This window comes from Micromonospora sp. U56 (assembly GCF_018070095.1).
In the GTDB taxonomy this organism is placed as follows: domain Bacteria; phylum Actinomycetota; class Actinomycetes; order Mycobacteriales; family Micromonosporaceae; genus Micromonospora; species Micromonospora purpureochromogenes.
This window is the reverse complement of sequence record NZ_JAGPYL010000018.1, coordinates 38,041-59,276: the sequence shown is the minus strand read 5'-3', so window position 1 is coordinate 59,276 and position 21,236 is coordinate 38,041. Positions and strand designations below refer to the sequence as shown.

Below are 21,236 nucleotides of genomic sequence, written 5' to 3'. Positions count from 1 at the left end.
CTTTTCCGGGGCTGGGGATCTGCCGGCTCAGGTGTGCGCCGGGGACATCTCCCATGGCGCCTGTGGCAGGACGTCGCCGGTCTCGAGCAGTGACTTGAGGTTCGCCAGCACTGCCGGCCAGCCGCGGGAGATCCCGTCGTGCATCGCCAGGTTGGCGAGGTTCTCGTGGGTCACGGTGAGGCGGACGATGTCGTGGTGCGGTTCGACCAGGAAGGTGACGACCGACGGTTCTCGTGGCAGCTCGGCGGCGGGGGCGTCGTCGAAGGTGATGACCAGGCGGGTCGGGGGCTCGACCTTGATCACTTCACCGACGACGTCGACGACACCTGAGCCGTCGGCGCGTCGGTGTTCCCAGGTCGAGCCCGGCTGCCAGTCCGAGACGTTGGCGTGCCCCCAGTAGCGCGCCGTCAGGTCCGCGTCGGTGAGGGCCTGCCACACCTGCTCGGCGGTGGCGCGGATGTAGGTGGTGTAGACGTAGGTCGGCACGGGCGTGGGTTCGGTGGTCATGGCGTACTCCTCTGCCTGGTTCTTGATGGCGCTGATCGCTTGCAGGCGGGGCTTGTCGAACGAGGAGATCCAGCGCTGCTCGATCTCGTGGATCGGTGTGGGGTTGAGGTAGTGCAGCCGTTCGCGTCCGCGCCGGACGACGGTGACGAGGTTGGCCCGCTGCAGGATGTCCAGGTGCTGCGTCGCTGACTGGCGCGCCATGTCGAGGTGTTCGCACAGCTCGCGCAGCGTCTGGCCGTTCTGCTCCCGCAGCCGGTCGAGCAGGAGCCGTCGGGTGGGGTCGGCCAGTGCCTTGAAGGCCGGGTCCATCCCGCTCGCGTCGGTACTCACCCAGCCATCATGCAGGCATATGCCTGCCTAAGTCAACGACGAGCGCTCAGCGCCCGGGATGCGGGTGAAGGCACTGCCCCCGGATGGCCGGTCGGCTCAGCGGATCGACCGTCGAGCACGGGCCGGGGGGCACGAATCGGGAAGGCTTCTCACCCCTTCACCGGAGAGGAGGCAGCATGCTTTCCGCACTCGACGTCCGGCACACCCCCGGAGCCCCGGGGGCGTCGCTCCGGGGCTCGGCTCACATGCCGCCGGCGACCCGCAGCACCGCGCCGGTGGTGTAGGAGGCGTCGGCGCCCAGCAGCCAGGCGACGGCGCCGGCGACCTCGTCGGGCTCGCCCGGTCGGCCCATCGGCACCCGGCCGGCGTTGCGGTCGGGGCGGTCCGGCATGCCGGACAGGGCGTGGATGTCGGTGCGGATGAGGCCGGGGGCGACGGCGTTGACCCGGATGCCGTGCGGGGCGAGTTCCTTGGCCAGGCCGATGGTGAGGGTGTCGGTGGCAGCCTTGACGGCGGCGTAGTGGATGTACTCCCCCGGGCTGCCGAGGGTGGCGGCGGCGGAGGAGATGTTGACGATGGCGCCGCCGGTGCCGAGGCGGCGGGCGGCCTGCTGCGCGCAGAGGACGTAGCCGATGAGGTTGACGTCGACGACGTGGCGCAGGTCGTCGGGGCGCAGGTCGGTGAAGGCCCCGATGGGGCTGGTGACGCCGGCGTTGTTGACCAGGCCGGTGAGCGGGCCGAGGTCGGCGGCGGCGGCGAAGAGCCGGGCGACCTGGTCGGGGTCGGTGGTGTCGGCGGGTACGGCGACGGCCTGGCGGCCGAGGGCGCGGACGTCGGCCAGCACCGCGGCGGCGGCGTCGTGGTCGCGTCGGTAGCCGATGGCGATGTGGTGGCCGTCGTGGGCGAGGCGGCGGGCGACGGCGGCGCCGATGCCGCGGCTGCCGCCGGTGATGACCGTGACCGCATTCAATGGACCGCTCCCCTGCCCCCGTGTGGTGGCGACGCTACCGTTTCGGGCACGGGCCGGTCACGGAGAGGGTGGTCACACATGACGCGGGCGTTGGTGCTGGGCGGCGGCGGGGTGACCGGGGTGGCCTGGGAGTGAAGGCTGCTGGCGGGCCTGGCGCAGCGGGGGGTGGTGCTGGCGGACGCGGACCTGGTGGTGGGGACGTCGGCCGGGTCGGTGGTGGGCGCGCAGTTGTGTTCGGGGCGGCCGGTGCGCGAGTCGTACCAGGCGCAGTTGGCGGCGCCGACGGGTGAGGTGGCGGCGCGGTTCGGGTGGTCGGCGGTGGCGCGGCTGGTGTGGGCGGGTGGTCGTACCCGGGACGCGGTGCGGGCCCGGACGCGGGTGGGGGCGATGGCGGTGGCGGCGCGTACCCCGTCGGAGGCGTCGCGACGGGCGGTGATCGAGGCCCGGTTGCCGGCGCGGGAGTGGCCGGCGCGGCGGTTGCTGGTGACGGCGGTGGACGCGATCTCGGGTGAGTTCGTGGTGTTCGACGCGGCCAGTGGGGTGTCGTTGGTGGACGCGGTGGGGGCCAGTTGCGCGGTGCCGGGGGTGTGGCCGCCGGTGACGATCGGGGATCGCCGGTACGTCGACGGTGGGGTGCGGTCGGTGGTGAACGCGGATCTGGCGGCGGGCGCGGAGCGGGTGGTGGTGCTGGCGCCGGTGACGTCGGGGTTCGGGCCGATGCCGCGCCTGTCGGCGCAGGTGGCGGCGTTGCGGTCGGTGGCGCGGGTGGCGGTGGTGTCACCGGATCGGGCGGCGCGGGCGGCGATCGGCCGCAACATGCTGGATCCGGCGCGGCGGGCGGCCGCGGCGCGGGCGGGGTTCGCGCAGGCCGAGGCGGTTGCCGCCGACGTGGCCGGGGTGTGGGGCTGATCGCTTAGGCTCACCGCGCGTCGTCGGTCGATCGGTGGAGGTGCGCGGTGGGTGTGGGTGTCGGTGACCTGGTGGAGGATTTCGAGCTGCCGGACCAGACGGGTACGCCGCGGCGGCTGTCGGAGCTGGTCGCGGCGGGGCCGGTGGTGCTGTTCTTCTACCCGGCGGCGATGACGCGGGGGTGTACGGCGGAAAGCTGCCACTTCCGGGATCTGGCGGCGGAGTTCGCGGCGGTGGGCGCGCAGCGGGTGGGCATCAGCCGGGATCCGGTGGAGAAGCAGGCGGAGTTCGCCCGGCGGCACGGGTTCGACTATCCGCTGCTGTCGGATGTCGACGGTGTGGTGGCGCAGCGGTTCGGGGTGCGGCGGCGGTTGCCGTTGGGGCCATTGAGCATGCGCCGGATGACGTTCGTGATCGGAGCGGACCGGCGGGTGCTCGCGGTGATCCACAACGAGTTGGGGATGAACGAGCACGCCGACGGGGCGTTGCGGGCGCTGGGGGGTTGATCTTCCGGTTGTCGGGGCCGGCTGGTATCAAGACAGCTGTCAAACACATGTACGGAAGAGGGCTGTGATGGCGGGCCAGGGTTTGTCCGAGGACGAGGTGCACGGCATCCGGGAGGCGTTGGCCGCCGGGCGGAAGCCCAAGGTGGTGTTCACGGCGTCGGCGGGGCAGATCGCCGGGCAGGTGGGCCAGGTGGTCGAGCTGACCGACCCCGAGGTGTCCGAGGAGTTCGTCGTGGTGCGCTTCGGCCGCGACGAGTTGCCCTTCTCCCCCGCCGACGTGGCGGTGGCGCCCCGGGGCACGGGGCGGAAGGTGGCCGAGCCGAAGCCGGAGCCGGAGGTGGAGCAGCCGCCGGCGGCGCCGGCGGAGCCGGAGTTCGTGTTGGACCGGGTGCCGGCGCCGCGTCGGGAGGAGTCGAAGGTGGAGCAGCAGGTGGAGGCGAAGCCGGCCCGGCGGGCGGTGAAGGCGGCGAAGCCGAAGGGCCCGGCGGGCCTGACGGTGACCCTGGCGTACGCCGACGGTGAGTGGACGGTGGCGGCGCAGCAAGGTGCCAAGGCGCTGGCGAAGCCGTACGTGGTGAAGCCGGCGGAGGCGTTGAGGATGGTGGCGCTGGTCGACGTTCCGGGGGTGCACGAGGCGGTGGAGCAGATCATGGCCGCGGAGCGGGCCGAGGCGGAGCAGCAGGCGGAGAAGCTGCGCGCGGAGCTGGCGGAGATCGAGGCGCGGCTGGCGGAGTTGCGCGAGGCGCGCTGACCGGTGCCGGCGGCGCGCCGCATCCCGGCTCACGTCGGCGAGGGTGCGGCGCGCCGCCGGTCGCCGGGCGGTGGTGTTGTCACCCGGCTCACTCGCCCGACCCTTCCCACTGATACCCCTGGGGGGTATGGTCGGTGGCACCGAAGGGAGGTCCCGTCATGGACCACGGAACCCGTCACCACCCGCCCGCCACCGCCGGCCACGGCCACCACCCGCCCGCCTCGCCGGGCACGGCGGCGGCGACGTCGTGGACCACGGCCGCGCAGGCCACCCTGCACTGCCTCACCGGCTGCGCGATCGGCGAGGTGCTCGGCATGGTCATCGGCACGGCGCTGGGCTGGTCCGCCCTGCCCACCGTCGTCCTCGCGGTCGCGTTGGCGTTCGTCTTCGGCTACGCGCTGACCATGCGGGGCGTGCTGCGCGCCGGCGTGGACGGGCGTACCGCGCTGAAGGTGGCGCTGGCCGCCGACACCGTGTCGATCGCGGTGATGGAGATCCTCGACAACGCGGTGATGCTCGCGGTGCCGGGCGCCATGGAGGCCGGGCTGACCAGCTGGGTGTTCTGGGCGTCGCTGGCGTTCGCGCTGCTGGTGGCGTTCCTGCTGACCACCCCGGTCAACCGGTGGCTGATCTCGCGCGGCAAGGGCCACGCGGTCGTCCACGCCTACCACCACGCGCACTGACCCCGCATGACGGCGGCCGGGCCACCACCTGTGGGCGGCCCGGCCGCCGTTCGCGCCGGCCGGGATGCCCTGCGAGCTCAGAAGTAGTCGAGCAGTTGCGCCGCTCCCCCGGCCGCCAGCAGGTCCAGCGCGCGCGGGTCGGTGCCGGTGGCGTGCAGCAGGCCGGCGTCGGCGACGGACGCGGCGGTGCTGGCGCCGCTGTAGAGCAGGGCGAAGCCGCGTACGGACAGGTGCAGGTCGACCTCGGCGGTGACGCGGGTGAGTTCGGCGGCGCCGTCGGCGACCGCCAGCCGCCAGGTGCCGGTGTTCCAGTCGGCGAGTGAGTCGGTGAGGGTGAACTCGACGGTGCCGCGGGCGTGGGCGGGCCAGCCGCGGGCGGCGACGGCGCGGGTGACGTCCACCGGCCGGTGCATCCACGGTTCCTGCTCGTGTTCGCGGACGGCTTCCAGCGGCAGGTGCGCGCTGACGGCGTCGCCGTCGAGCAGGCGCAGCCGCACCGTCGGGGTGACGCTGTGCCAGCTGGCGAGGACGCCGGCGAGTTCCCGGGCGGCGTCGGCGGTGGTGGCGAGGACGTCGTGGACGGTGAGCACGGCGTCGTCGCCGTAGCCGCGGCCGCGGTCCCAGCTGGCGTAGCCGACGAGGTGCCCGTCGTCCTCGACGAGGGTGAGCCCGTCGAAGGGCAGGGTGTCGGCGGTGGTGTCCAGGTCGAAGAGGTCACCGCGGCGGGTGAGCAGCCCGCGCCGGTCCCGGGCGAGGCGTTCGTAGAGGGCGACGACGGCCGGCATGTCGTCGGGTGTGCCCGCGCGGACGCTCAGGTGCGCCGCCGGGCGGTGCCGGGGCAGCGCCACCGTGGGCACGTCGACGGTGCGCATCACCCCGGCGACGTCCCAGCCGCAGGCGCGGTAGGGGGCGGTGACGGTGGGGAACAGCGCGCTGACGGCGGCGCCGCGCTCGTGGGCGCCGCGCAGCAGGCCGGTGAGCAGGGCGCGGGCCACGCCCCGGCCGCGGGCCTCGGGGGCGACGGCGACCCCGGCGACGTCGGCGGCCGGCACGGCCCGCCCGGACCACCACTGCTCGTGGTGCAGGTCGACGGCCTTGCCGAGGAGCCGGCCGGTGTCGTCGAAGGCGCCGTAGCGGGTCAGGCCGGGCACCGCGACGGTGGCGTGCGGCGCCGGTTGCGGGTCGGAGCCGAAGGCGCGCCGACCCAGGTGCCAGGCGTCGGTGAGGTCGTCGACGGTGAGCTCACGCACGTGCGGGGGGCCGGCCATCGGCCCACCATAGCGGCGCGGATCTTGAGGGTGGGCGGATTTTCCGGCGGGGAACAGCCCGCGGGGCCGGTGCGACCCCCTCGCCCGGCCCCGCGTCCCGCGCCCCCGCAGGTTCTCAGTGCTGCGGGATGTTCACTACCCCGATCCGCTTGCGGAACACCCAGTACGTCCAACCCTGGTAGGCCAGCACGATCGGGGTGAAGACCACCGCCACCCAGGTCATGATCTTGAGGGTGTAGGGGGTGGAGGCGGCGTTGGTGGCGGTGAGCGTGCCGGCGGCGTCCAGGGTGGACGGCAGCACGTTCGGGAACAGCGCCGCGAACAGGGTCGCCACGGCCAGGCCGATCGCCACGGCGGTGCCGGTGAACGCCCAGCCCTCCCGGCGTACCCGGGCGGCGGCGAGCGCGCCGAGCAGGGCCAGGGCCGCGCCGACGGCGAACACGACGGCGGCGGTGCTGGAGCGGATGCTCAGCGTCCAGGTCAGGAACGCCACCGCGGCCACCGCGGTGCCCGCGCCCAGGCGCACGGCGAGCGCGCCGGCCCGCTGCCGGATCTCGCCGGTGGTCTTCAGGGCGAGGAACACCGCGCCGTGGGTGAGGAACAGCGCCGCGGTGGTCACCCCGCCGAGCAGCGCGTACGGGTGCAGCAGGTCGACCAGGCCGCCGACGTACTCGTGGTCGGCGTCCAACGGCACGCCGCGCAGGATGTTGGCGAAGGCGACGCCCCACAGCACCGCCGGTACGACGGAGCCGACGAAGATCGCCGTGTCCCAGCGGCGCTTCCAGGACGCCTCGGGGCGCTTGTGCCGGTACTCGAAGGCCACGCCCCGGGCGATCAGGGCGAGCAGGATCAGCAGCAGCGGCAGGTAGAAGCCGGAGAAGAGGGTGGCGTACCACTCGGGGAAGGCGGCGAACATGGCGCCGCCGGCGGTGATCAGCCAGACCTCGTTGCCGTCCCAGACCGGGCCGATGGTGTTGATCAGGACGCGGCGTTCCCGGTCGTCGCGGCCGAGCACGGGCAGCAGCATGCCGACGCCGAAGTCGAAGCCTTCGAGGATGAAGTAGCCGGTGAAGAGCACGGCGACGAGGAGAAACCAGACGGTCGTCAGTTCCACGGTGGGCTCCGGGTCAGTAGGCGAAGGCGAGCGGGCGCTCGGCGTCGTCGTGGCTGTCGTCGATCGCCGGATCGGGAGTGAGGTCGGGCACGCCGGCGCGGGCGTAGCGGACGAGCAGCTTGAACTCGATGACGGCGAGGGTGGCGTAGATCAGGGTGAAGGCGGTGAACGAGGTGAGCACCTCGGTCAGCGAGACGCTGCGGGACACGCCGTCGCGGGTGAGCATCTCGCCGAAGACGATCCAGGGCTGGCGGCCCATCTCGGTGAAGATCCAGCCGAAGGAGTTGGCGAGCAGGGGCAGCACCGGCATGACCAGGCCGGCGCGCAGCAGCCACCGGCTGGTGGGGGTGCGGCCCTTGCGCTGCGACCAGAGCACCAGCAGGGCGATCGCGGCGGCGGCCAGCCCGAAGGCGATCATGAAGCGGAAGCTCCAGTAGGTGACCGGGATGATCGGGGTGTAGCTGCCGGCGCCGTACTGGCTGGCGTACTGGGCCTGCAGGTCGTTGATGCCGTGCACGGTGCCGTTGGGGTCGCCGGTGCCCAGGTACGACAGCAGGTACGGGATCTTGATGGCGAAGAGCTCGCGGCTGCCGTCGAGGCTGCCGACGGTGAGCACGGAGAACGAGGCGGGGCTCTCGGTGGTGTAGAGACCCTCGGCGGCGGCCATCTTCATCGGCTGCACCTGCGTCATGATCTTGCCCTGGATGTCGCCGGTGATCACGACCAGGGTGGCGGAGACCAGGACCACCCACGAGCCGAACTTGGTGGCGAACCGGTACGCCCCGGTGTCGGCGCTGCCGCGGTTGCGCATCACGTGCCACAGCCCGACGGTGACCACCAGCGAGCCGGCGACCAGGAACGAGCCGGCCAGGGTGTGCGGGAAGGTGATCAGCGCGACCTTGTTGGTGAGCACGGCGAGGAAGTCGGTGAGTTCGGCGCGACCGGTGTCGGGGTTGATCCAGTAGCCGACCGGGTTCTGCATGAACGAGTTCGCGGCGAGGATGAAGTAGGCGCTGAGGTTGGTGCCGATCGCGGCGGCCCAGATGCTGGCCAGGTGCGCCCGCTTGGGCAGCCGGTCCCAGCCGAAGATCCACAGGCCGATGAAGGTCGACTCCAGGAAGAACGCGACCAGCGCCTCGATCGCGAGGGGGGCGCCGAAGATGTCGCCGACGAAGCGGGAGTAGTCGCTCCAGTTCATGCCGAACTGGAACTCCTGCACGATGCCGGTGACCACACCCATCGCGAAGTTGATCAGGAAGAGCTTGCCGTAGAACTTGGTGAGCTTGAGGTAGCGCTCGTTGCCGGTACGGTGCCACAGCGTCTGGAGGATGGCCACCAGCACCGACAGGCCGATGGTCAGCGGCACGAATAGGAAGTGGTAGACGGTGGTGACACCGAACTGCCAGCGGGCGACGTCCAACGCGTCCACCAGTAACCCCCAGCTCTTCATACTACGAGACGTAGTAAATACTACTGCGCGTCGTAGAGATGGGGGCAGGGCCGGGGGTCCCGACCCGCCCCGGGACCAATGACCCTGATCACCTCTGCCACCCGACCCGGGATCGGTGCCCGCCCTCACCCGGCGGCGTGCGACCATCCAGCACTGATGGACACCCCGACCGCCACCTGGCGGCCGCCGCTGTTCTGGCGCGCCGTACAGGTCCTCGCCCGCCTCCTCGTCGCCCTACTGGCCCGGCTGGAGGTCAGCGGCGACGTGCCCGAGCACCTGCGCCGCGGCCCGCTGATCCTGGCCGCCAACCACATCAGCCCGTTCGACCCGGCCGTCCTCGCCGCGGCCTGCCAGACCCGCGGCATCGCCCCCCGGATCATGGCCACCGGCGGGCTCTTCCGCGCCCCGGTGATCGGGGCCCTGATGCGCCACGCCGGGCACCTGCGCGTCGACCGGGGCACCGCCGGGGTGCACCGGGCCCTCGACGACGCCGCCGCGGCCGTGGCGCGCGGCTCGGTGGTGCTGGTCTACCCGGAGGGCCGCATCGGCCTCGATCCGGGCCTGTGGCCCGAGCGGGGCAAGACCGGCGCCGCCCGGCTCGCCCTGGCCTGCGGCGCCCCGATCATCCCCGTCGCCCAGTGGGGCTCGCACGAGGTGCTGCCCTACCGGACACCTGAGGGCATGCTGCCCGGCATCGCCCGGTCGCTGCTGCGCCGACCGGTGATCCGGGTGCGCTTCGGCGACCCGCTGGACCTGCACGACCTGACCCACGGCGCACCCGGCGCCGCCCGGCGGGGCACCGACCGGATCATCGACGCGATCACCGACACCCTGGCGCCGCTGCGCCGCGACGAGCCGGACCGCCCCCGCCACGTCGACCCGGGCCGCCCCGTCGACACCAGCCGCGCCTACCGCCGCCGCCCGCCGGGCTGACCCCACCGCCTGCTCGCCCGACTGCGCGGGTGGAGTCGGTGCCGGCCGGGTGGATTTGCCTTCGAGCGCACGCCAACGGTGAGAGTCTGCCCGGTAGGCAACGGCGAGGGAAGGCAGGCAGGGCATGAGCGAGCAGACGGTGCTGGTCACCGGCACCTCCACCGGGATCGGGCTGGAGATCGCGCTGGGCTGCGCGCGCGCCGGCTGGCGCACCGTGGCCACCATGCGCGACCCGGGTCGCGCCGACCGGCTGCGCGAGGCCGCCGACGCCGCCGGGGTCGCCGACCTGATCGACGTACGCCGGCTCGACGTCACCGACGCCGACGCGGCCGCCGCCGCCGTGGCCGAGACGGTGTCCGCGTACGGGCGGCTCGACGCGGTGGTCAACAACGCCGGCGCCGGGCACGTCGGCACCCTGGAACAGGAGACCGTCGACGACGTACGGGCCGTCATGGAGGTCAACTTCTTCGGGGTGCTGCACGTCAGCCGGGCCGCGCTGCCGCACCTGCGGGCGTGTCGGGGCCGGCTGGTCACCGTCACCAGCGTCGGTGGGGTGGTCGGTCAGCCGTTCAACGAGGCGTACTGCGCGGCGAAGTTCGCCGTGGAGGGGTTCATGGAGTCCCTCGCGCCGGTCGCGGCGGGTGTCGGGGTGACCGTCGCCGTGATCGAACCGGGCGCGGTGGCCAGCGAGTTCGTCGCCAACGTCGGCGTCGACCGGGACCGCGCGATCGAGCGGGCCGGGGTGTACGGGCCGGCGCTGCGCGCGTACCTCGACCGCGGCGCCGGGGTCTTCGCGGCGGCGCAGTCCCCGGCGGACGCCGCCACCGTCGTCGTCGCGGCCGTCACCGGCCCGACCCCGTCGCCGCGCACGCAGACCTCGACGACGGCGCGGGAGTTCGTCCGGGTGAAACTGGCCGACCTCGCCGGGACGGCGGTCACCGACCTGACCTCCGGCTGGCTGCGCTGACCCGCCTCAGGGCCTGCGTCAAAGACCCTGGCCGGCGGCCAGGAAGCGGCGCAGGGAGGTGGTCAGCGCCGCCACGAACCCCTCCCGCACGTCGGCGGCGACCCGGTCCAGCGACAGGTACGGGTTGAGGTCCTCCAGCTCCACCAGCAGCAGCCTCCCGTCGACGGTGCGGCAGGCGTCCACCCGCTGCACGCCGTGGGCGAGGGTGTTCCAGCGCACGAAGCGGCGGGCGAAGTCCAGGTCCGCCCCGGTCGGCGCGTACGGCGCGAGGGCCCAGCGCCGCCGCGGGTCGGGAGCGTGCAGGGCGTACTGGAAGGCGTCGTCGACGAAGTAGAAGGACACCTCGTACCGCAACGGCACCCGCGGCTGGATCAGCGACTGCCCGTCGACCGCCTCGGCGAGCCGGTCGCGCGCGACGATCCGCAGGCCGACGGAGTCCGCGCCGGCGACCGGCTTGAGCACGTACTCGTCGGTCGGCGGCAGCCGGTCGACGTCGGCGAGCCGGTCGACGGTCGGGATCACCGGCTCGCCGGCGGCGGTCAGTTCCACCAGGTACCGCTTGCCCGCCATGTCGCCCCGGCCGGTCAGCGGGTTGTACACCCGCACGCCCCCGGCCAGCACGGCGGCGCGGAACGCCTCGTACGCCTCCCGGTAGGCCAGGACCGGGCCGCTGTTGCGGACCACGACCGCGTCGAAGCGGTCCATCAGGGCGGCCGCGTCGCGGGGATGGCACAGCGCCAGGTCGAAGTCCTCGCGCAGCCGGGAGGTCAGGAAGACGTCCTCGTCGCCGTAGCGGCGGCCCTGCGCCGGGTAGGCCAGGTCGGTGACGAACAGGATGCCGGGCCGCACGCGTCTCCCCCGCCTCACGCCGGTCGCGGCGGGCGCGCCGCGACGTCGCAGGGCACCGTACCGGGTGGCCCGACCGGCGACACGGGGTGCTCGCCGGCCGGTCGTCCGCGGGCCACCGGGGCGGGGCATACTGCGCTGCGTGCTGACCCGATACGGCTACCTCGACGCGCCCGCGCCGCTGGCCTTCGCCCACCGCGGCGGGGCCGCCGAGGGCGACGAGAACACCGTCGAGGCGTTCGCCCGGGCCGTCGGCCTCGGCTACCGGTACGTAGAGACCGACGTGCACGGCACCGCCGACGGGGTGGCCGTGGTCTTCCACGACGCCACCCTGCAACGGATCACCGGCGAGCGGGGGCGCATCGCCGACCTGCGCTGGGCGGACCTGGCGTCGGTGCGGGTCGGCGGGGCGGCGCTCGTACCCCGGCTCGAGGAGGTGCTGGCCGCGTGGCCGCGGGTGCGGTTCAACATCGATGTGAAGGCCGACGGCGGGGTCGCGCCGACGGTCGAGACGGTGACCCGGGCGGGCGCGGCCGACCGGGTGCTGCTGGCGTCGTTCAGCGACGCCCGGCTGATCCGGCTGCGGGCCCTGACCGAGGGTCGGGTCGCGACCAGCCTCGGCATGCGCGGGGTGGCCCGGCTGCGGGTGGCGTCGCTGCACGGGTGGCGGCTGCGGCTGCCGCCGTCGGTGGTGGCCGCGCAGGTGCCGCCGCGCTACGGGCGGGTGCCGGTGGTGGACCGGCGGTTCCTCGCCTACTGCCACCGGTTGGGGCTGCAGGTGCACGTCTGGACGATCGACGAACCTGCCGAGATGCACGACTTACTTGATCTTGGGGTGGATGGCATCATGACCGATCACGTCGGCGTGCTGCGCGACGTCTACCGCAGCCGCGGCCACTGGGCCGCCTGAACACCGAGGAACCCCATGGCCGAGACCGTCACCCCCGCGGTGCAGGACCCAGCGCCGGCGAGCACCCGCCGGGAACGCCGCGGCTGGTACCTCTACGACTGGGCCAACTCGGCGTTCCAGACCACCGTCATCACGGTCTTCCTCGGCCCGTTCCTCACCACCGTCACCGAGCTGGCCGCCGGCTGCGAACTCGGCGCGGACAGCTGCGACGGGTACGTGCACCCGCTGGGCATCCGGGTCGCCGCCGGCTCCTACTACCCGTACCTGATCTCGCTGTCGGTGTTCCTCACCGTCTTCGTGCTGCCGGTCATCGGGGCGATCGCCGACCGGTCGACGCACAAGAAGCGGCTGCTCGCCGGCGCGGCGTTCACCGGCGCGGGGGCCACCATCGCGATGGCCCTCGTCACCGGCGAGCGGTACCTGCTCGGCGGCGCGCTGTTCCTGATCGCCAACATCGCCTTCGGCGCGGCGGTGGTCGTCTACAACTCGTTCCTGCCGCAGCTCGGCGGCCCCGACGAACGCGACGGCATCTCCAGCCGCGGCTGGGCCATCGGCTACCTCGGCGGCGGCGTGCTGCTGGCGCTGAACCTGCTCGCGGTGAGGTCGCTCGGCGAGGAGGGCAACCCGCAGCGCACCCTGGACCTGGCCCGCTGGTCCATCGTGTCCGCCGGCGTGTGGTGGGCGGTGTTCACCCTGGTGCCGCTGCGCTGGCTGCGCGAACACCCCACCGCCGCGGCGCTGGCCGGCGGCGGCAACGTGCTCACCGACGGCTTCCGGCAGCTCGGCCGCACCCTGCGCGAGATCAAGGCGTACCCGCTGACGCTGTTCTTCCTGCTCGCCTTCCTGGTCTACAACGACGGCATCCAGACCGTGATCACCCTCGCCAGCCAGTACGGCACCAAGGAGCTGAAGCTGGAGCAGGATACCCTGATCGTGACGATCCTGCTGGTGCAGTTCCTCGCCTTCGGCGGGGCGCTCGCCCTGGGCGCGCTGGCCCGGCGCATCGGCGCGTGGAAGACGGTGCTGCTGTCGCTGGTGCTGTGGACCGGCGTGATCATCGCGGCGTTCCGGCTGCCCGCCGAGGCGCCGCTGCCGTTCATGGCCCTCGGCGCGGCGATCGGCCTGGTCCTCGGCGGCAGCCAGGCGCTGAGCCGGTCGCTGTTCAGCCAGCTCATCCCCGCCGGCAAGGAGGGCGAGTACTACGGCTTCTACGAGATCAGCGACAAGGGCACCAGCTGGCTCGGGCCGCTCGCCTTCGGGCTGGTGTTCCAGCTCACCGCCTCCTACCGGGTGGGCCTGGTCTCACTGCTGATCTTCTTCGTGCTGGGCTTCGCGCTGCTGGCCGCCGTGCCGATCCGCCGGGCCATCCTCGCGGCCGGCAACACCCCACCGAAGGTGCTCTGAGCCGAACCGATCGGGGCGCCTCGATGGACTAGGCTGCCCCGACGTGACCGACGACGCCGCTGCCGCCCCCACCTGCCTGGCCCGACCCCTGCCGGGCCCGGACGAGAACGGCATCGGCTGCGCCGCCGCCCGCGGTGTCGACGGGCGGCCGTTGCACGCCGCCGCCCTGAAGTTCTTCTGGGGGCCGATGGACTGCGGCAAGTCCACCATGGCGTTGCAGATGAACTACAACCACGCCCGGCAGGGCCGCCGCGGCCTGGTCACCACCCGCATCGACCGGTCGCTGGGCCCGCAGGTCACCAGCCGCATCGGCCTGGCCCACTCCGCCGTCGAGGTCACCGACTCCCTCGACCTGCGGACACTGGTCCGCGACACCTGGGCCGAGGGGGTACGCGTCGACTACCTGATCTGCGACGAGGCGTCCTTCTACAACGTCGAGCACGTCGAGCAGATGGCCGAACTGGTCGACGGCTACGACGTCGACGTCTACGCCTTCGGCCTGGCCACCGACTTCCGGTCCTGCCTCTTCCCCGCCGCCCAGCGGCTGTTCGAGCTGGCCGACGAGGTGGCCCGGATCCAGATCGAGGTACTCTGCTGGTGCGGCCGGGAGGGACTGCTCAACGCCCGGGTGGTCGACGGGCGGGTGGTCCGCGAGGGCGCGCAGGTTGTCATCGGCGACACCGCGGACAGCGCCGAGGTGCGCTACCAGGTGCGCTACCAGGTGCTCTGCCGGCGGCACTACCGCTCCGGCGACCTGGGCCCGCGCTCCTAGCCGCGCCGACGACGGCCGCCGGGCCGGGGGGTCAGATCGGCTGCCCCGGTCGGGTACCGGCTGAGGGTGCGCCCACGAGGACTATGGTCATCGATTCATCGATTCGGGATACTGCTTCGATCCCCACTTCACCATACGAGGTGAACGATGACCGATTCCGCGGGCGGATCGAAGTACCTGGACTTCCTCTTCGTCGAGGGGGAACGCCTCGGCTGGATCTTCCGCGACCGGAACCGCTACCGCTACCACTTCCCCGAGCCGTACCCGACTCTCGAACCCGTGCGGGACGAGGTCTTCTTCGACGCCGCGACGGCGAAGGTGGACAAGTGGCGCCGGATGCGGCGGTGGGTGGGCATCGGCTTCGGCGTGACGGTGGTTCTGCTCTGTCTCGGCATCGTGGGCCAGGGACCGTCCGACCTGCGCGTCATCCTCGCGATAGGGCTCGCGGTGATGGTGGGTGGCGCGTGGCACAGCTGGTCCAACAGTCGCTACGCGGAGGCCGGGCCGGAGCGGGAGCGCGAAAAGCAGCTGCGGCGCTACGAGGCCCATTGCGCGTGGTGGGAGGAGCTGCGCGAGCAGTTCGACGCCGAGGAGCGGGAGCGGGTCAGCGGCTATCTCGAATGGGGGGCAGCGCTGCTGCCGCCGACGACCCGCCGGGTCGACATCGTCGGTGGCAGCGCCTGGGGCTGGGAGGCCCTGCTGACCGTGATGGGCGCCTCGATGCTGCGCACCAGGGGCGCGATGACCCTCGTGGACTTCTCCGGCGAGCCCGCCTGCCACGAACTGGTCTGGCTGGCCAGGGCGGCCTCCGTCGACGTCACCGCCGTCCGACTGCCCGACCAGGTGGGCGAGACCACGCTGCTGTCCCAGGTGGACGGACGGGGTCTGGTCGACAGCCTCGTCGAGGCGATGCACGGCGACGCCCCCGCCGGTCGGCGGGCCGACCGCGCGCAGGACGACCGCATCCTGTCGACCGTCTGCCGGGCGCTCGGCGAGGATGTCACGATCCGCAGGATCGCCGCGGCGGTCAGCGTCCTGCTCGACGAGCCAGGCGACTTTCCCGAGCTGAGCGAGGCCGAGCGGGAGCACATCACCGACTCGCTCTTCTCCGACGAGTTCCGGCGCCAGGCCCACCCGAACCTGCGACGGATCGAATCCCACCTGTACCCGCTGCGCGAACTGTTCGCCGCGACCGATCAGGAACAGGGTCGGCACGATCTGGGGAAACCCGGGTTGACCTGCCTCGTCTACGAGAACGCCGCGTACAACGTCCGGGAGGAGTTGCTCAAGGAACTGGTGTTGCAGGGGTTGGTCCAGCGGCTCACCTCGCCGGAGCCGTTCGCCGGCCCGTTGGTCATCGCCGGCGCGGACGACCTCAGCCACCGACACATCGAGCGGCTGACCGACCTGTGCGTACGCCGCGGGGTCCGACTCGTGTTGATGTTCCGTCACCTGCGGGACTCGGCGGTCCGCGCCGTCGGCGCGGATGTGGTCGCGTTCATGCGCCTGAGCAACCACGAGGAGGCCGCGCGAGCGGCCGACTTCATCGGCCGGCAACACACCTTCGTCCTCAGCCAGCTCACCCGTACGCTCGGCGGCAGCCAGACCCACTCCCAGGGCAACAGCCTCGGATTCTCCGACCAGACCAGCGGTGCCCTGTGGCAGAAGCACGTCAGCGTCGGCCGGAGCTGGACCCACACCAGGACGGTCGCCGACAGTACGAACTGGAACGAGTCCCAGAGTGAGCAACGGGTGTACGAGTACGTGGTCGAGCCACGCACCCTCCAGGACCTGCCGGACTATGCGCTGATCGAGGTCACCCAGGGCACGGGGCGACTGTCGGTACGCAGTGTGGAGTGCAACCCGGACATCGTCTCCCTCCCTCGGGTCACCACCGGTCCACTGCCGGACCTGCCTCTCCCGGACCCCTCGCAGGCGGCGGCGGCCTACCTGTCCGGTGAGCCGGGCACACCGCTGCGGAACCTACCCGGACAACCGCGCCCCGACCATGACGACGACGAGTCCGAGTGGGTCGAGGAGCACTACCCGGAGGACTGGCGGTGACGTCTCCGGCCGATCCCCGGTCGGACGTACGCGGCTGGCTCGACCACGTGACGGCGTACCGGATCGTGGAGCTGCCCCGGATGCGCCCGCTGATGGACCAGGCACGCGGTGATCCGGGGCGCCGCCAGCGGCTGGCCGCCGTCGTCGCGGCGTACCATGCGGCTGCCGCGACCGGAGGCGGTGGCCGCGTCGTGGTCGGCTGGTGCCGGCCGGACGAGCAGAGCGGCGTGCACGTCTTCACCGGCGGCGGCGTCGAAGCCGCGGGCACCGCCGCGGCCGCGGGTACCGCCGGTCGGCACCGGTCCAGCCTCTTCGCCGGCTCGGTCGGCCTGGCCTACCCCGCCGGAGGCCTGACCGCGCTGCTCGACGCGCTGCCCTGCTGGACGCGGCTCGTCGGGATGACGGACGGCTTGGTCGAGGAGCGGGACGACCGGGATCCGGCCACCGACCTGCGCCCCCGGCTCGACGACTGCCTGCTCGGCGTCTGGCAGGGCGCGTTCGCCTGGCTGCTCGTCGCCGACCCGGTCCCCGCCGACGAGGTCGCGGAGCAGGCCCGGCAGCTCGCCGCTCAGGAACGCGACGCCAAGGCCCGAGGCTCGTCGCCCACCCAGGCGGTACGCGCCCTGCGGCTCGGGCGCCGGCACCGGGAACTGGCCGCCGCCGAGACGCTCGGGTGGTGGCGGATCGACCTGTTGGCCGCCGGTACGACGCCGGGGGCCGCCGCGGCCGTGGCGGGCCTGCTCTGCGCGTCGGTCGACCTGCACGGTCTGCCGTACGCCCTGGCGCCCACCCGCGCCTCCGGCGACCTGACCGGCCTGCTCGGGCGGGCCGAACTGGCCACCGTGACCGGCGAACCGGCACGGTCCCCGGGACCACGGCCCGTGGTCCCGGGTGGCGCGTTCCTCGGCAGCTCGTCGCTGGTCGCCGCGCTGGCGGTCCCCCCGACGGAGGAGGCGCCCGGAGTGCGCCTGACCGTCCGATCTGAGTTCGACGTCACCCCGGAGACCACCGCCGTCGAGGTACGGCAGCCCGCGGCCGCACGGGCGGGGAATGACGTCCGCGCCGAGTCGATGGCGATCGGTGATGTGCTCGACCGGCACGGCAACGTGGGCGACCAGTTGCGGATCCCGATGAGCAGTCTCAACCGGCACACCTTCGTCTGCGGCGCGACCGGGGCGGGCAAATCGCAGACCGTGCGGCACCTGCTCGAACAGGCCGCCGCGGTGGGGTTGCCCTGGCTGGTGATCGAGCCGGCGAAGGCCGAGTACCGGCGGATGGCCAACCGGCTGCGGCGGGCGAGCGTCGTCGTGGTCCGCCCCGGCGAGGGTACGGCGCCGCCCGCGGGGTTCAACCCGCTGCGGCCGGTGCCCGGCTTCCCGCTGCAGACCCACGCGGACCTGGTCCGTGCCCTGTTCCTCGCCGCCTTCGACGCGGACGAGCCCTTCCCCCAGGTACTCGGCGCCGCCCTGGCACGTTCCTATGAACAACTCGGGTGGGACCTGGCCCTGGGTGAGCCGCGGCTGCCCGGGCACCGGCCGCGCTATCCGACCCTGGGTGACCTGCAACAGGTGGCGGAGGAGGTGGTGGACCAGATCGGGTACGGCCGCGAGGTCGCCGACAACGTCCGGGGCTTCATCCGGGTCAGGTTGGCCAGCCTGCGGCTGGGTACGACCGGCGGCTTCTTCGAGGGCGGCCACCCCATCGACGTCGCGCGCCTGCTGGACTCGAACGTCGTCTTCGAGATAGAGGACGTCGGTGACGACCGGGACAAGGCGTTCCTCATGGGGGTCCTGCTCATCCAGCTGACCGAGCACCTGCGGGTGCGGGTACGCCGGGAGGACCACCCCGCCGGGGTGACCCTGCGACACCTGAGTGTCTTCGAGGAGGCGCACCGGCTGCTGCGGCGCACTGACCGCCCCGGCCCGGCCGCGCACGCGGTGGAGCTGTTCGCCGGCCTGCTGGCGGAGATCCGCGCGTACGGGGAGGGCCTGGTGATCGCCGAGCAGATCCCGGAGAAACTCGCCCCGGACGTCATCAAGAACACCGCCGTGAAGGTCATCCACAGGTTGCCCGCGCGGGACGACCGGGACGCCGTCGGCGCGACCGTCAACCTCACCGAACGTCAGTCGGAGTTCGTCGTGACGCTGCCGCCCGGTGTCGGCGCGGTCTTCACCGACGGCATGGACCACCCGGTGCTCGTCCGCGTGCCGGACGGCACCGATCGGGAGACGGCCGGGCCGGCCGCCACCGCCGACCCGTCGGAGATCATCGGCCGGCGCAGCGCCAGCTGCGGCGCTGCCTGCCTGGCCCAGCCCTGCACCCTGCGGGACATGCGCCGGGCGCAACTGCTGCTGGCGGACCTGCCCTGGTTGGGGCTCTGGGCCGAACTTGCGGTACTGGGGCACCTCACCGGCTGGCCCACCCCGGCCCTGCGCGCGGAACTGATCCAGGTCCTGCGCATGATGCCGGCACGGCTGCGCGAGTGCGCCCTCTCGCACGCGGTCGACGGTGCGGTCGCCGCGCGGTCCGCGCAACTGTCGAGCCGGTGCGACCCTGACGAGCTGGTGAAGCACGTCGTCGACTCGCTGCACTGGACGGCGTTCGGCGGCGGGCACTGCGCGGAGCAGGAACCCGACTTCCTGGCGCACCGGTACCGCTGGGCGGTGCTGCGCGACGACCTGCGGGCCGAGGCGACCGGAGCGGCGGCGGGAGCCGGACGCTCCGCGCGAAGCCCCGAGTGGGCGCGACGGTACGGCGTGGAGATCCCGGGCCGTACCGTCACCGAGCAGTTCGCCGCCGTCTCGGAGTTGTTCGACATCGACCAGCGGGACCGGGCAGCCTGCCGGGTCGTAGCCTTCGGGTCGCGTACGCCGTCGGTGGTCGAGACGGCCGTGGGGGCGGGGTACGACACCCCCTCCTGGCCCGACCGGCTCGCCGAGGCCGTCGACACCCACTTCGCCGCCTGCCGATGGCCGATGCGGGTCCTCGCCAGCGGCCGATATGCCAGGAAGGTGTGACAGATGGGTCCACGCTGGGACGACCCGCTGCACGTGGCCGGAAAGCCGGACGACGACGACCGCCGCGACCCGCGACGCGCCGAGAGCACCGGGCGGGGCGAGGATCGGGACGGGGCGGAACGGTCGCCGGAGCAGGGCGATGGGCGGGACGCCGGAGGTCCGGGCACGCGGGGGGCGGAGACGGCGGAGACGCTGGACCGGGCCGAGGAGCGGGCGGCGACCGCCGACGCGTCGCTGCGGGAGCGGTTGCAGGCCGGGGCGCACCGGGCGGGCGAGGTCGTGGCGGCCGGCGCCGGAACACTCCTGGTCTCGGCGGCCAGCATCCTCGGTTGGCAGAAGACGGACGACAAGCTGCCGGAGGTGGTACGGACCGCGACGACAGCCGCGGAGATCGTCGAAGAAGGGGCGTCGGGAGTCAAGGAGAGAAAGAACCGCGAGGATGCGGCGGAGGAACCCAACCGGGATGTCGACCCGCAGGAGCAACTGCCGCCGGACCGGGAGGGTGACCGGCCGGCGGTGCAGTCGCCGGCGGCGGACCGGGCAGCTGACCCCGCTGACGGTGCCGAGCCCACTGGCGGCGTCGACATGTCCGTCGAGGTGGATCTCCCCAGCCGAGCTCCGGCCGAGGGGCCCCACCCGGGCGCCCCGGACGACAACTGAGCTAGAACGGGTCCCCGCAGACCCGCCAGTCGCCGTCCTCCTTCACCACCGGCAGCCGGCGCTCCTCGGCGGCCCCGCCGTCGCGGGTGACGCGGACGGTCACCTCACCGATCGGGCGGCCGGCCTTGGTGCGCACCGACACGTCGAGGATCTCGTAGCCGCTGACCACCGGCGGCGTCTTCACCCAGCCGGCGAAGCCGACCTCGCTCCACCGCCCGCGCGCCTGGTCGCAGAGCCGGTCGTACGCCCGGTCGACCTCCCCGGCGGAAAGCTCCCGGAAGAACCCGTCGGCGGTCTCCCGCACCGGGCCGCCGGCCTGCATCACCACCTGCACGTTCCAGGCGCCCAGCCCGGCCACGCCGACCAGGCACAGCGCCATCGTCAGGCCACCCAGCAGCAGACCGGTGCGTACCGGCCGGCGGGGCCGGGCCGGTCGGGTCCACGCCTGCTCACCGCTCATCACCTGCGACCGTATGCGCAGCGTCCGGTCCGCGCAGGAACATCGCCCCTGTCGCATTCGCCACGGCCACGGTCGGCGGCGGCGGTGGCTGCGGCACGAGGGCATCGCCGCCGACGCCCACCACCACCTCGACCTGCTCTGCTGAGGGGTTACCGCCGCGGTTGACGGTTGAGCCGGGTTTCGAGCGCGAAGTCCGGCTCAACTTTCACAAGGAGCTTCAATGAAAAAATTGAAGCCATGGACGCCGACGACATGAAGCGACACATCTGCGACTCGTTCGAGGGGGTCAGCGCCGTCGACGGTGGCGGCGACACGTTCCTCGTCTACGACCCGCTCGGTGACCTGCCCGCCGACCGGTGGCTGCCGTTCGCCACGATCGTGACCGGCGACCACTACGACACCGCCTCGGCGTTGGAGCGGCCGGGGGCGTGGCGGCTCAACATCGGGCTGACCCGGGCGCGTTATCTGTCGTTGTTCCCGACACCGCCGGCCGCCGTCGACCACACCCGCGCCGACACGCTGCTGCCGCACCCGGTCTACGCCCCGCAACACTGGGTGTGCGTCGTCGACCCCGGCCCGGCGACCCGGGAACTGGTCTCCGAACTCCTCGCCGACGCGTACGACTTCGCCGTCCGCAAGCACGCCAACCAGCGCCGCCGCCGGGACGTCGACTGAACCTGCCAGAAGATGTCAGGTACCTGCGGCAGCCTTGCGG

The 21,236-nt window shown here is 72.9% G+C and carries 20 protein-coding genes; 13 read left to right on the top strand and 7 right to left on the bottom strand.

The genetic code is table 11. From position 1 onward, the window contains the following. Window positions 1-27 precede the first annotated feature (27 nt). The gene (locus KBX37_RS09595; RefSeq protein WP_307849015.1) at window positions 28-837 is read right to left on the bottom strand and encodes a metalloregulator ArsR/SmtB family transcription factor; all 810 of its coding nucleotides are present in this window, start codon (window positions 835-837) and stop codon (window positions 28-30) included. Between the two features lie 241 nt (window positions 838-1,078). Then, on the bottom strand, window positions 1,079-1,807 hold the full coding sequence (locus KBX37_RS09590; protein WP_210775535.1) for an SDR family NAD(P)-dependent oxidoreductase: 729 nt from the start codon (window positions 1,805-1,807) through the stop codon (window positions 1,079-1,081). A 165-nt stretch (window positions 1,808-1,972) separates the two neighbouring features. On the opposite strand from KBX37_RS09590, the gene KBX37_RS09585 reads away from it, so the two are divergent. The 4 genes from KBX37_RS09585 to KBX37_RS09570 all read left to right on the top strand — a co-directional run bounded on the left by KBX37_RS09585 (window position 1,973) and on the right by KBX37_RS09570 (window position 4,656). Beyond that, window positions 1,973-2,716, top strand: coding sequence for a patatin-like phospholipase family protein (locus tag KBX37_RS09585; protein ID WP_307849014.1), 744 nt, complete (start codon window positions 1,973-1,975; stop codon window positions 2,714-2,716). Window positions 2,717-2,763: 47 nt separating this feature from the next. Then, window positions 2,764-3,222: a peroxiredoxin gene (locus KBX37_RS09580; protein WP_307849013.1), complete on the top strand. Its 459-nt coding sequence runs from the start codon at window positions 2,764-2,766 to the stop codon at window positions 3,220-3,222. Window positions 3,223-3,289: 67 nt separating this feature from the next. After that, window positions 3,290-3,973: a hypothetical protein gene (locus tag KBX37_RS09575; protein WP_210775534.1), complete on the top strand. Its 684-nt coding sequence runs from the start codon at window positions 3,290-3,292 to the stop codon at window positions 3,971-3,973. Window positions 3,974-4,131: 158 nt separating this feature from the next. Further along, on the top strand, window positions 4,132-4,656 hold the full coding sequence (locus tag KBX37_RS09570; protein ID WP_210775533.1) for a DUF4396 domain-containing protein: 525 nt from the start codon (window positions 4,132-4,134) through the stop codon (window positions 4,654-4,656). A gap of 77 nt (window positions 4,657-4,733) precedes the next feature. On the opposite strand, the gene eis is transcribed toward KBX37_RS09570, so the two are convergent. From eis to KBX37_RS09555, 3 genes are all read right to left on the bottom strand, one after another. Continuing rightward, a complete protein-coding gene (gene eis / locus KBX37_RS09565; protein ID WP_210775532.1) occupies window positions 4,734-5,924 on the bottom strand; it encodes an enhanced intracellular survival protein Eis in 1,191 nt (396 codons plus the stop codon). Between the two features lie 115 nt (window positions 5,925-6,039). Beyond that, window positions 6,040-7,038: a cytochrome d ubiquinol oxidase subunit II gene (cydB, locus tag KBX37_RS09560; RefSeq protein WP_210775531.1), complete on the bottom strand. Its 999-nt coding sequence runs from the start codon at window positions 7,036-7,038 to the stop codon at window positions 6,040-6,042. Between the two features lie 13 nt (window positions 7,039-7,051). Further along, window positions 7,052-8,467, bottom strand: a complete 1,416-nt coding sequence (locus KBX37_RS09555) for a cytochrome ubiquinol oxidase subunit I (RefSeq protein ID WP_210775555.1) — start codon at window positions 8,465-8,467, stop codon at window positions 7,052-7,054. A 177-nt stretch (window positions 8,468-8,644) separates the two neighbouring features. Between KBX37_RS09555 and KBX37_RS09550 the strand changes: the two genes are divergently transcribed. Both KBX37_RS09550 and KBX37_RS09545 read left to right on the top strand, forming a co-directional pair. Beyond that, window positions 8,645-9,421 (top strand): 1-acyl-sn-glycerol-3-phosphate acyltransferase, encoded by a 777-nt coding sequence (locus KBX37_RS09550; protein ID WP_210775530.1) that lies wholly within the window; start codon window positions 8,645-8,647, stop codon window positions 9,419-9,421. A gap of 124 nt (window positions 9,422-9,545) precedes the next feature. Then, the gene (locus KBX37_RS09545) at window positions 9,546-10,388 is read left to right on the top strand and encodes an SDR family NAD(P)-dependent oxidoreductase (protein ID WP_210775529.1); all 843 of its coding nucleotides are present in this window, start codon (window positions 9,546-9,548) and stop codon (window positions 10,386-10,388) included. A gap of 18 nt (window positions 10,389-10,406) precedes the next feature. Here the strand turns inward: KBX37_RS09545 and KBX37_RS09540 are convergent, their stop codons facing one another. Beyond that, a complete protein-coding gene (locus tag KBX37_RS09540) occupies window positions 10,407-11,237 on the bottom strand; it encodes a hypothetical protein (protein ID WP_210775528.1) in 831 nt (276 codons plus the stop codon). Window positions 11,238-11,376: 139 nt separating this feature from the next. Here KBX37_RS09540 and KBX37_RS09535 point away from each other — a divergent pair, with 139 nt between their 5' ends. From KBX37_RS09535 to KBX37_RS09510, 6 genes are all read left to right on the top strand, one after another. Continuing rightward, window positions 11,377-12,144 (top strand): glycerophosphodiester phosphodiesterase, encoded by a 768-nt coding sequence (locus KBX37_RS09535; protein ID WP_210775527.1) that lies wholly within the window; start codon window positions 11,377-11,379, stop codon window positions 12,142-12,144. 15 nt (window positions 12,145-12,159) lie between these two features. Then, window positions 12,160-13,548, top strand: coding sequence for an MFS transporter (locus KBX37_RS09530; RefSeq protein WP_210775526.1), 1,389 nt, complete (start codon window positions 12,160-12,162; stop codon window positions 13,546-13,548). A 43-nt stretch (window positions 13,549-13,591) separates the two neighbouring features. Next, window positions 13,592-14,320 (top strand): thymidine kinase, encoded by a 729-nt coding sequence (locus tag KBX37_RS09525; protein ID WP_210775525.1) that lies wholly within the window; start codon window positions 13,592-13,594, stop codon window positions 14,318-14,320. Window positions 14,321-14,467: 147 nt separating this feature from the next. Beyond that, window positions 14,468-16,384, top strand: coding sequence for a hypothetical protein (locus tag KBX37_RS09520; RefSeq protein ID WP_210775524.1), 1,917 nt, complete (start codon window positions 14,468-14,470; stop codon window positions 16,382-16,384). After that, the gene (locus KBX37_RS35590; RefSeq protein WP_210775523.1) at window positions 16,381-19,401 is read left to right on the top strand and encodes an ATP-binding protein; all 3,021 of its coding nucleotides are present in this window, start codon (window positions 16,381-16,383) and stop codon (window positions 19,399-19,401) included. Before KBX37_RS09520 ends, KBX37_RS35590 begins: the two co-directional genes overlap by 4 nt. Window positions 19,402-19,404: 3 nt before the next feature. After that, a complete protein-coding gene (locus KBX37_RS09510; protein ID WP_210775522.1) occupies window positions 19,405-20,061 on the top strand; it encodes a hypothetical protein in 657 nt (218 codons plus the stop codon). A gap of 1 nt (window position 20,062) precedes the next feature. On the opposite strand, the gene KBX37_RS09505 is transcribed toward KBX37_RS09510, so the two are convergent. Next, on the bottom strand, window positions 20,063-20,521 hold the full coding sequence (locus KBX37_RS09505; RefSeq protein ID WP_210775521.1) for a hypothetical protein: 459 nt from the start codon (window positions 20,519-20,521) through the stop codon (window positions 20,063-20,065). Between the two features lie 237 nt (window positions 20,522-20,758). On the opposite strand from KBX37_RS09505, the gene KBX37_RS09500 reads away from it, so the two are divergent. Further along, on the top strand, window positions 20,759-21,196 hold the full coding sequence (locus KBX37_RS09500) for a DUF6194 family protein (protein ID WP_210775520.1): 438 nt from the start codon (window positions 20,759-20,761) through the stop codon (window positions 21,194-21,196). Window positions 21,197-21,236: the final 40 nt, after the last annotated feature.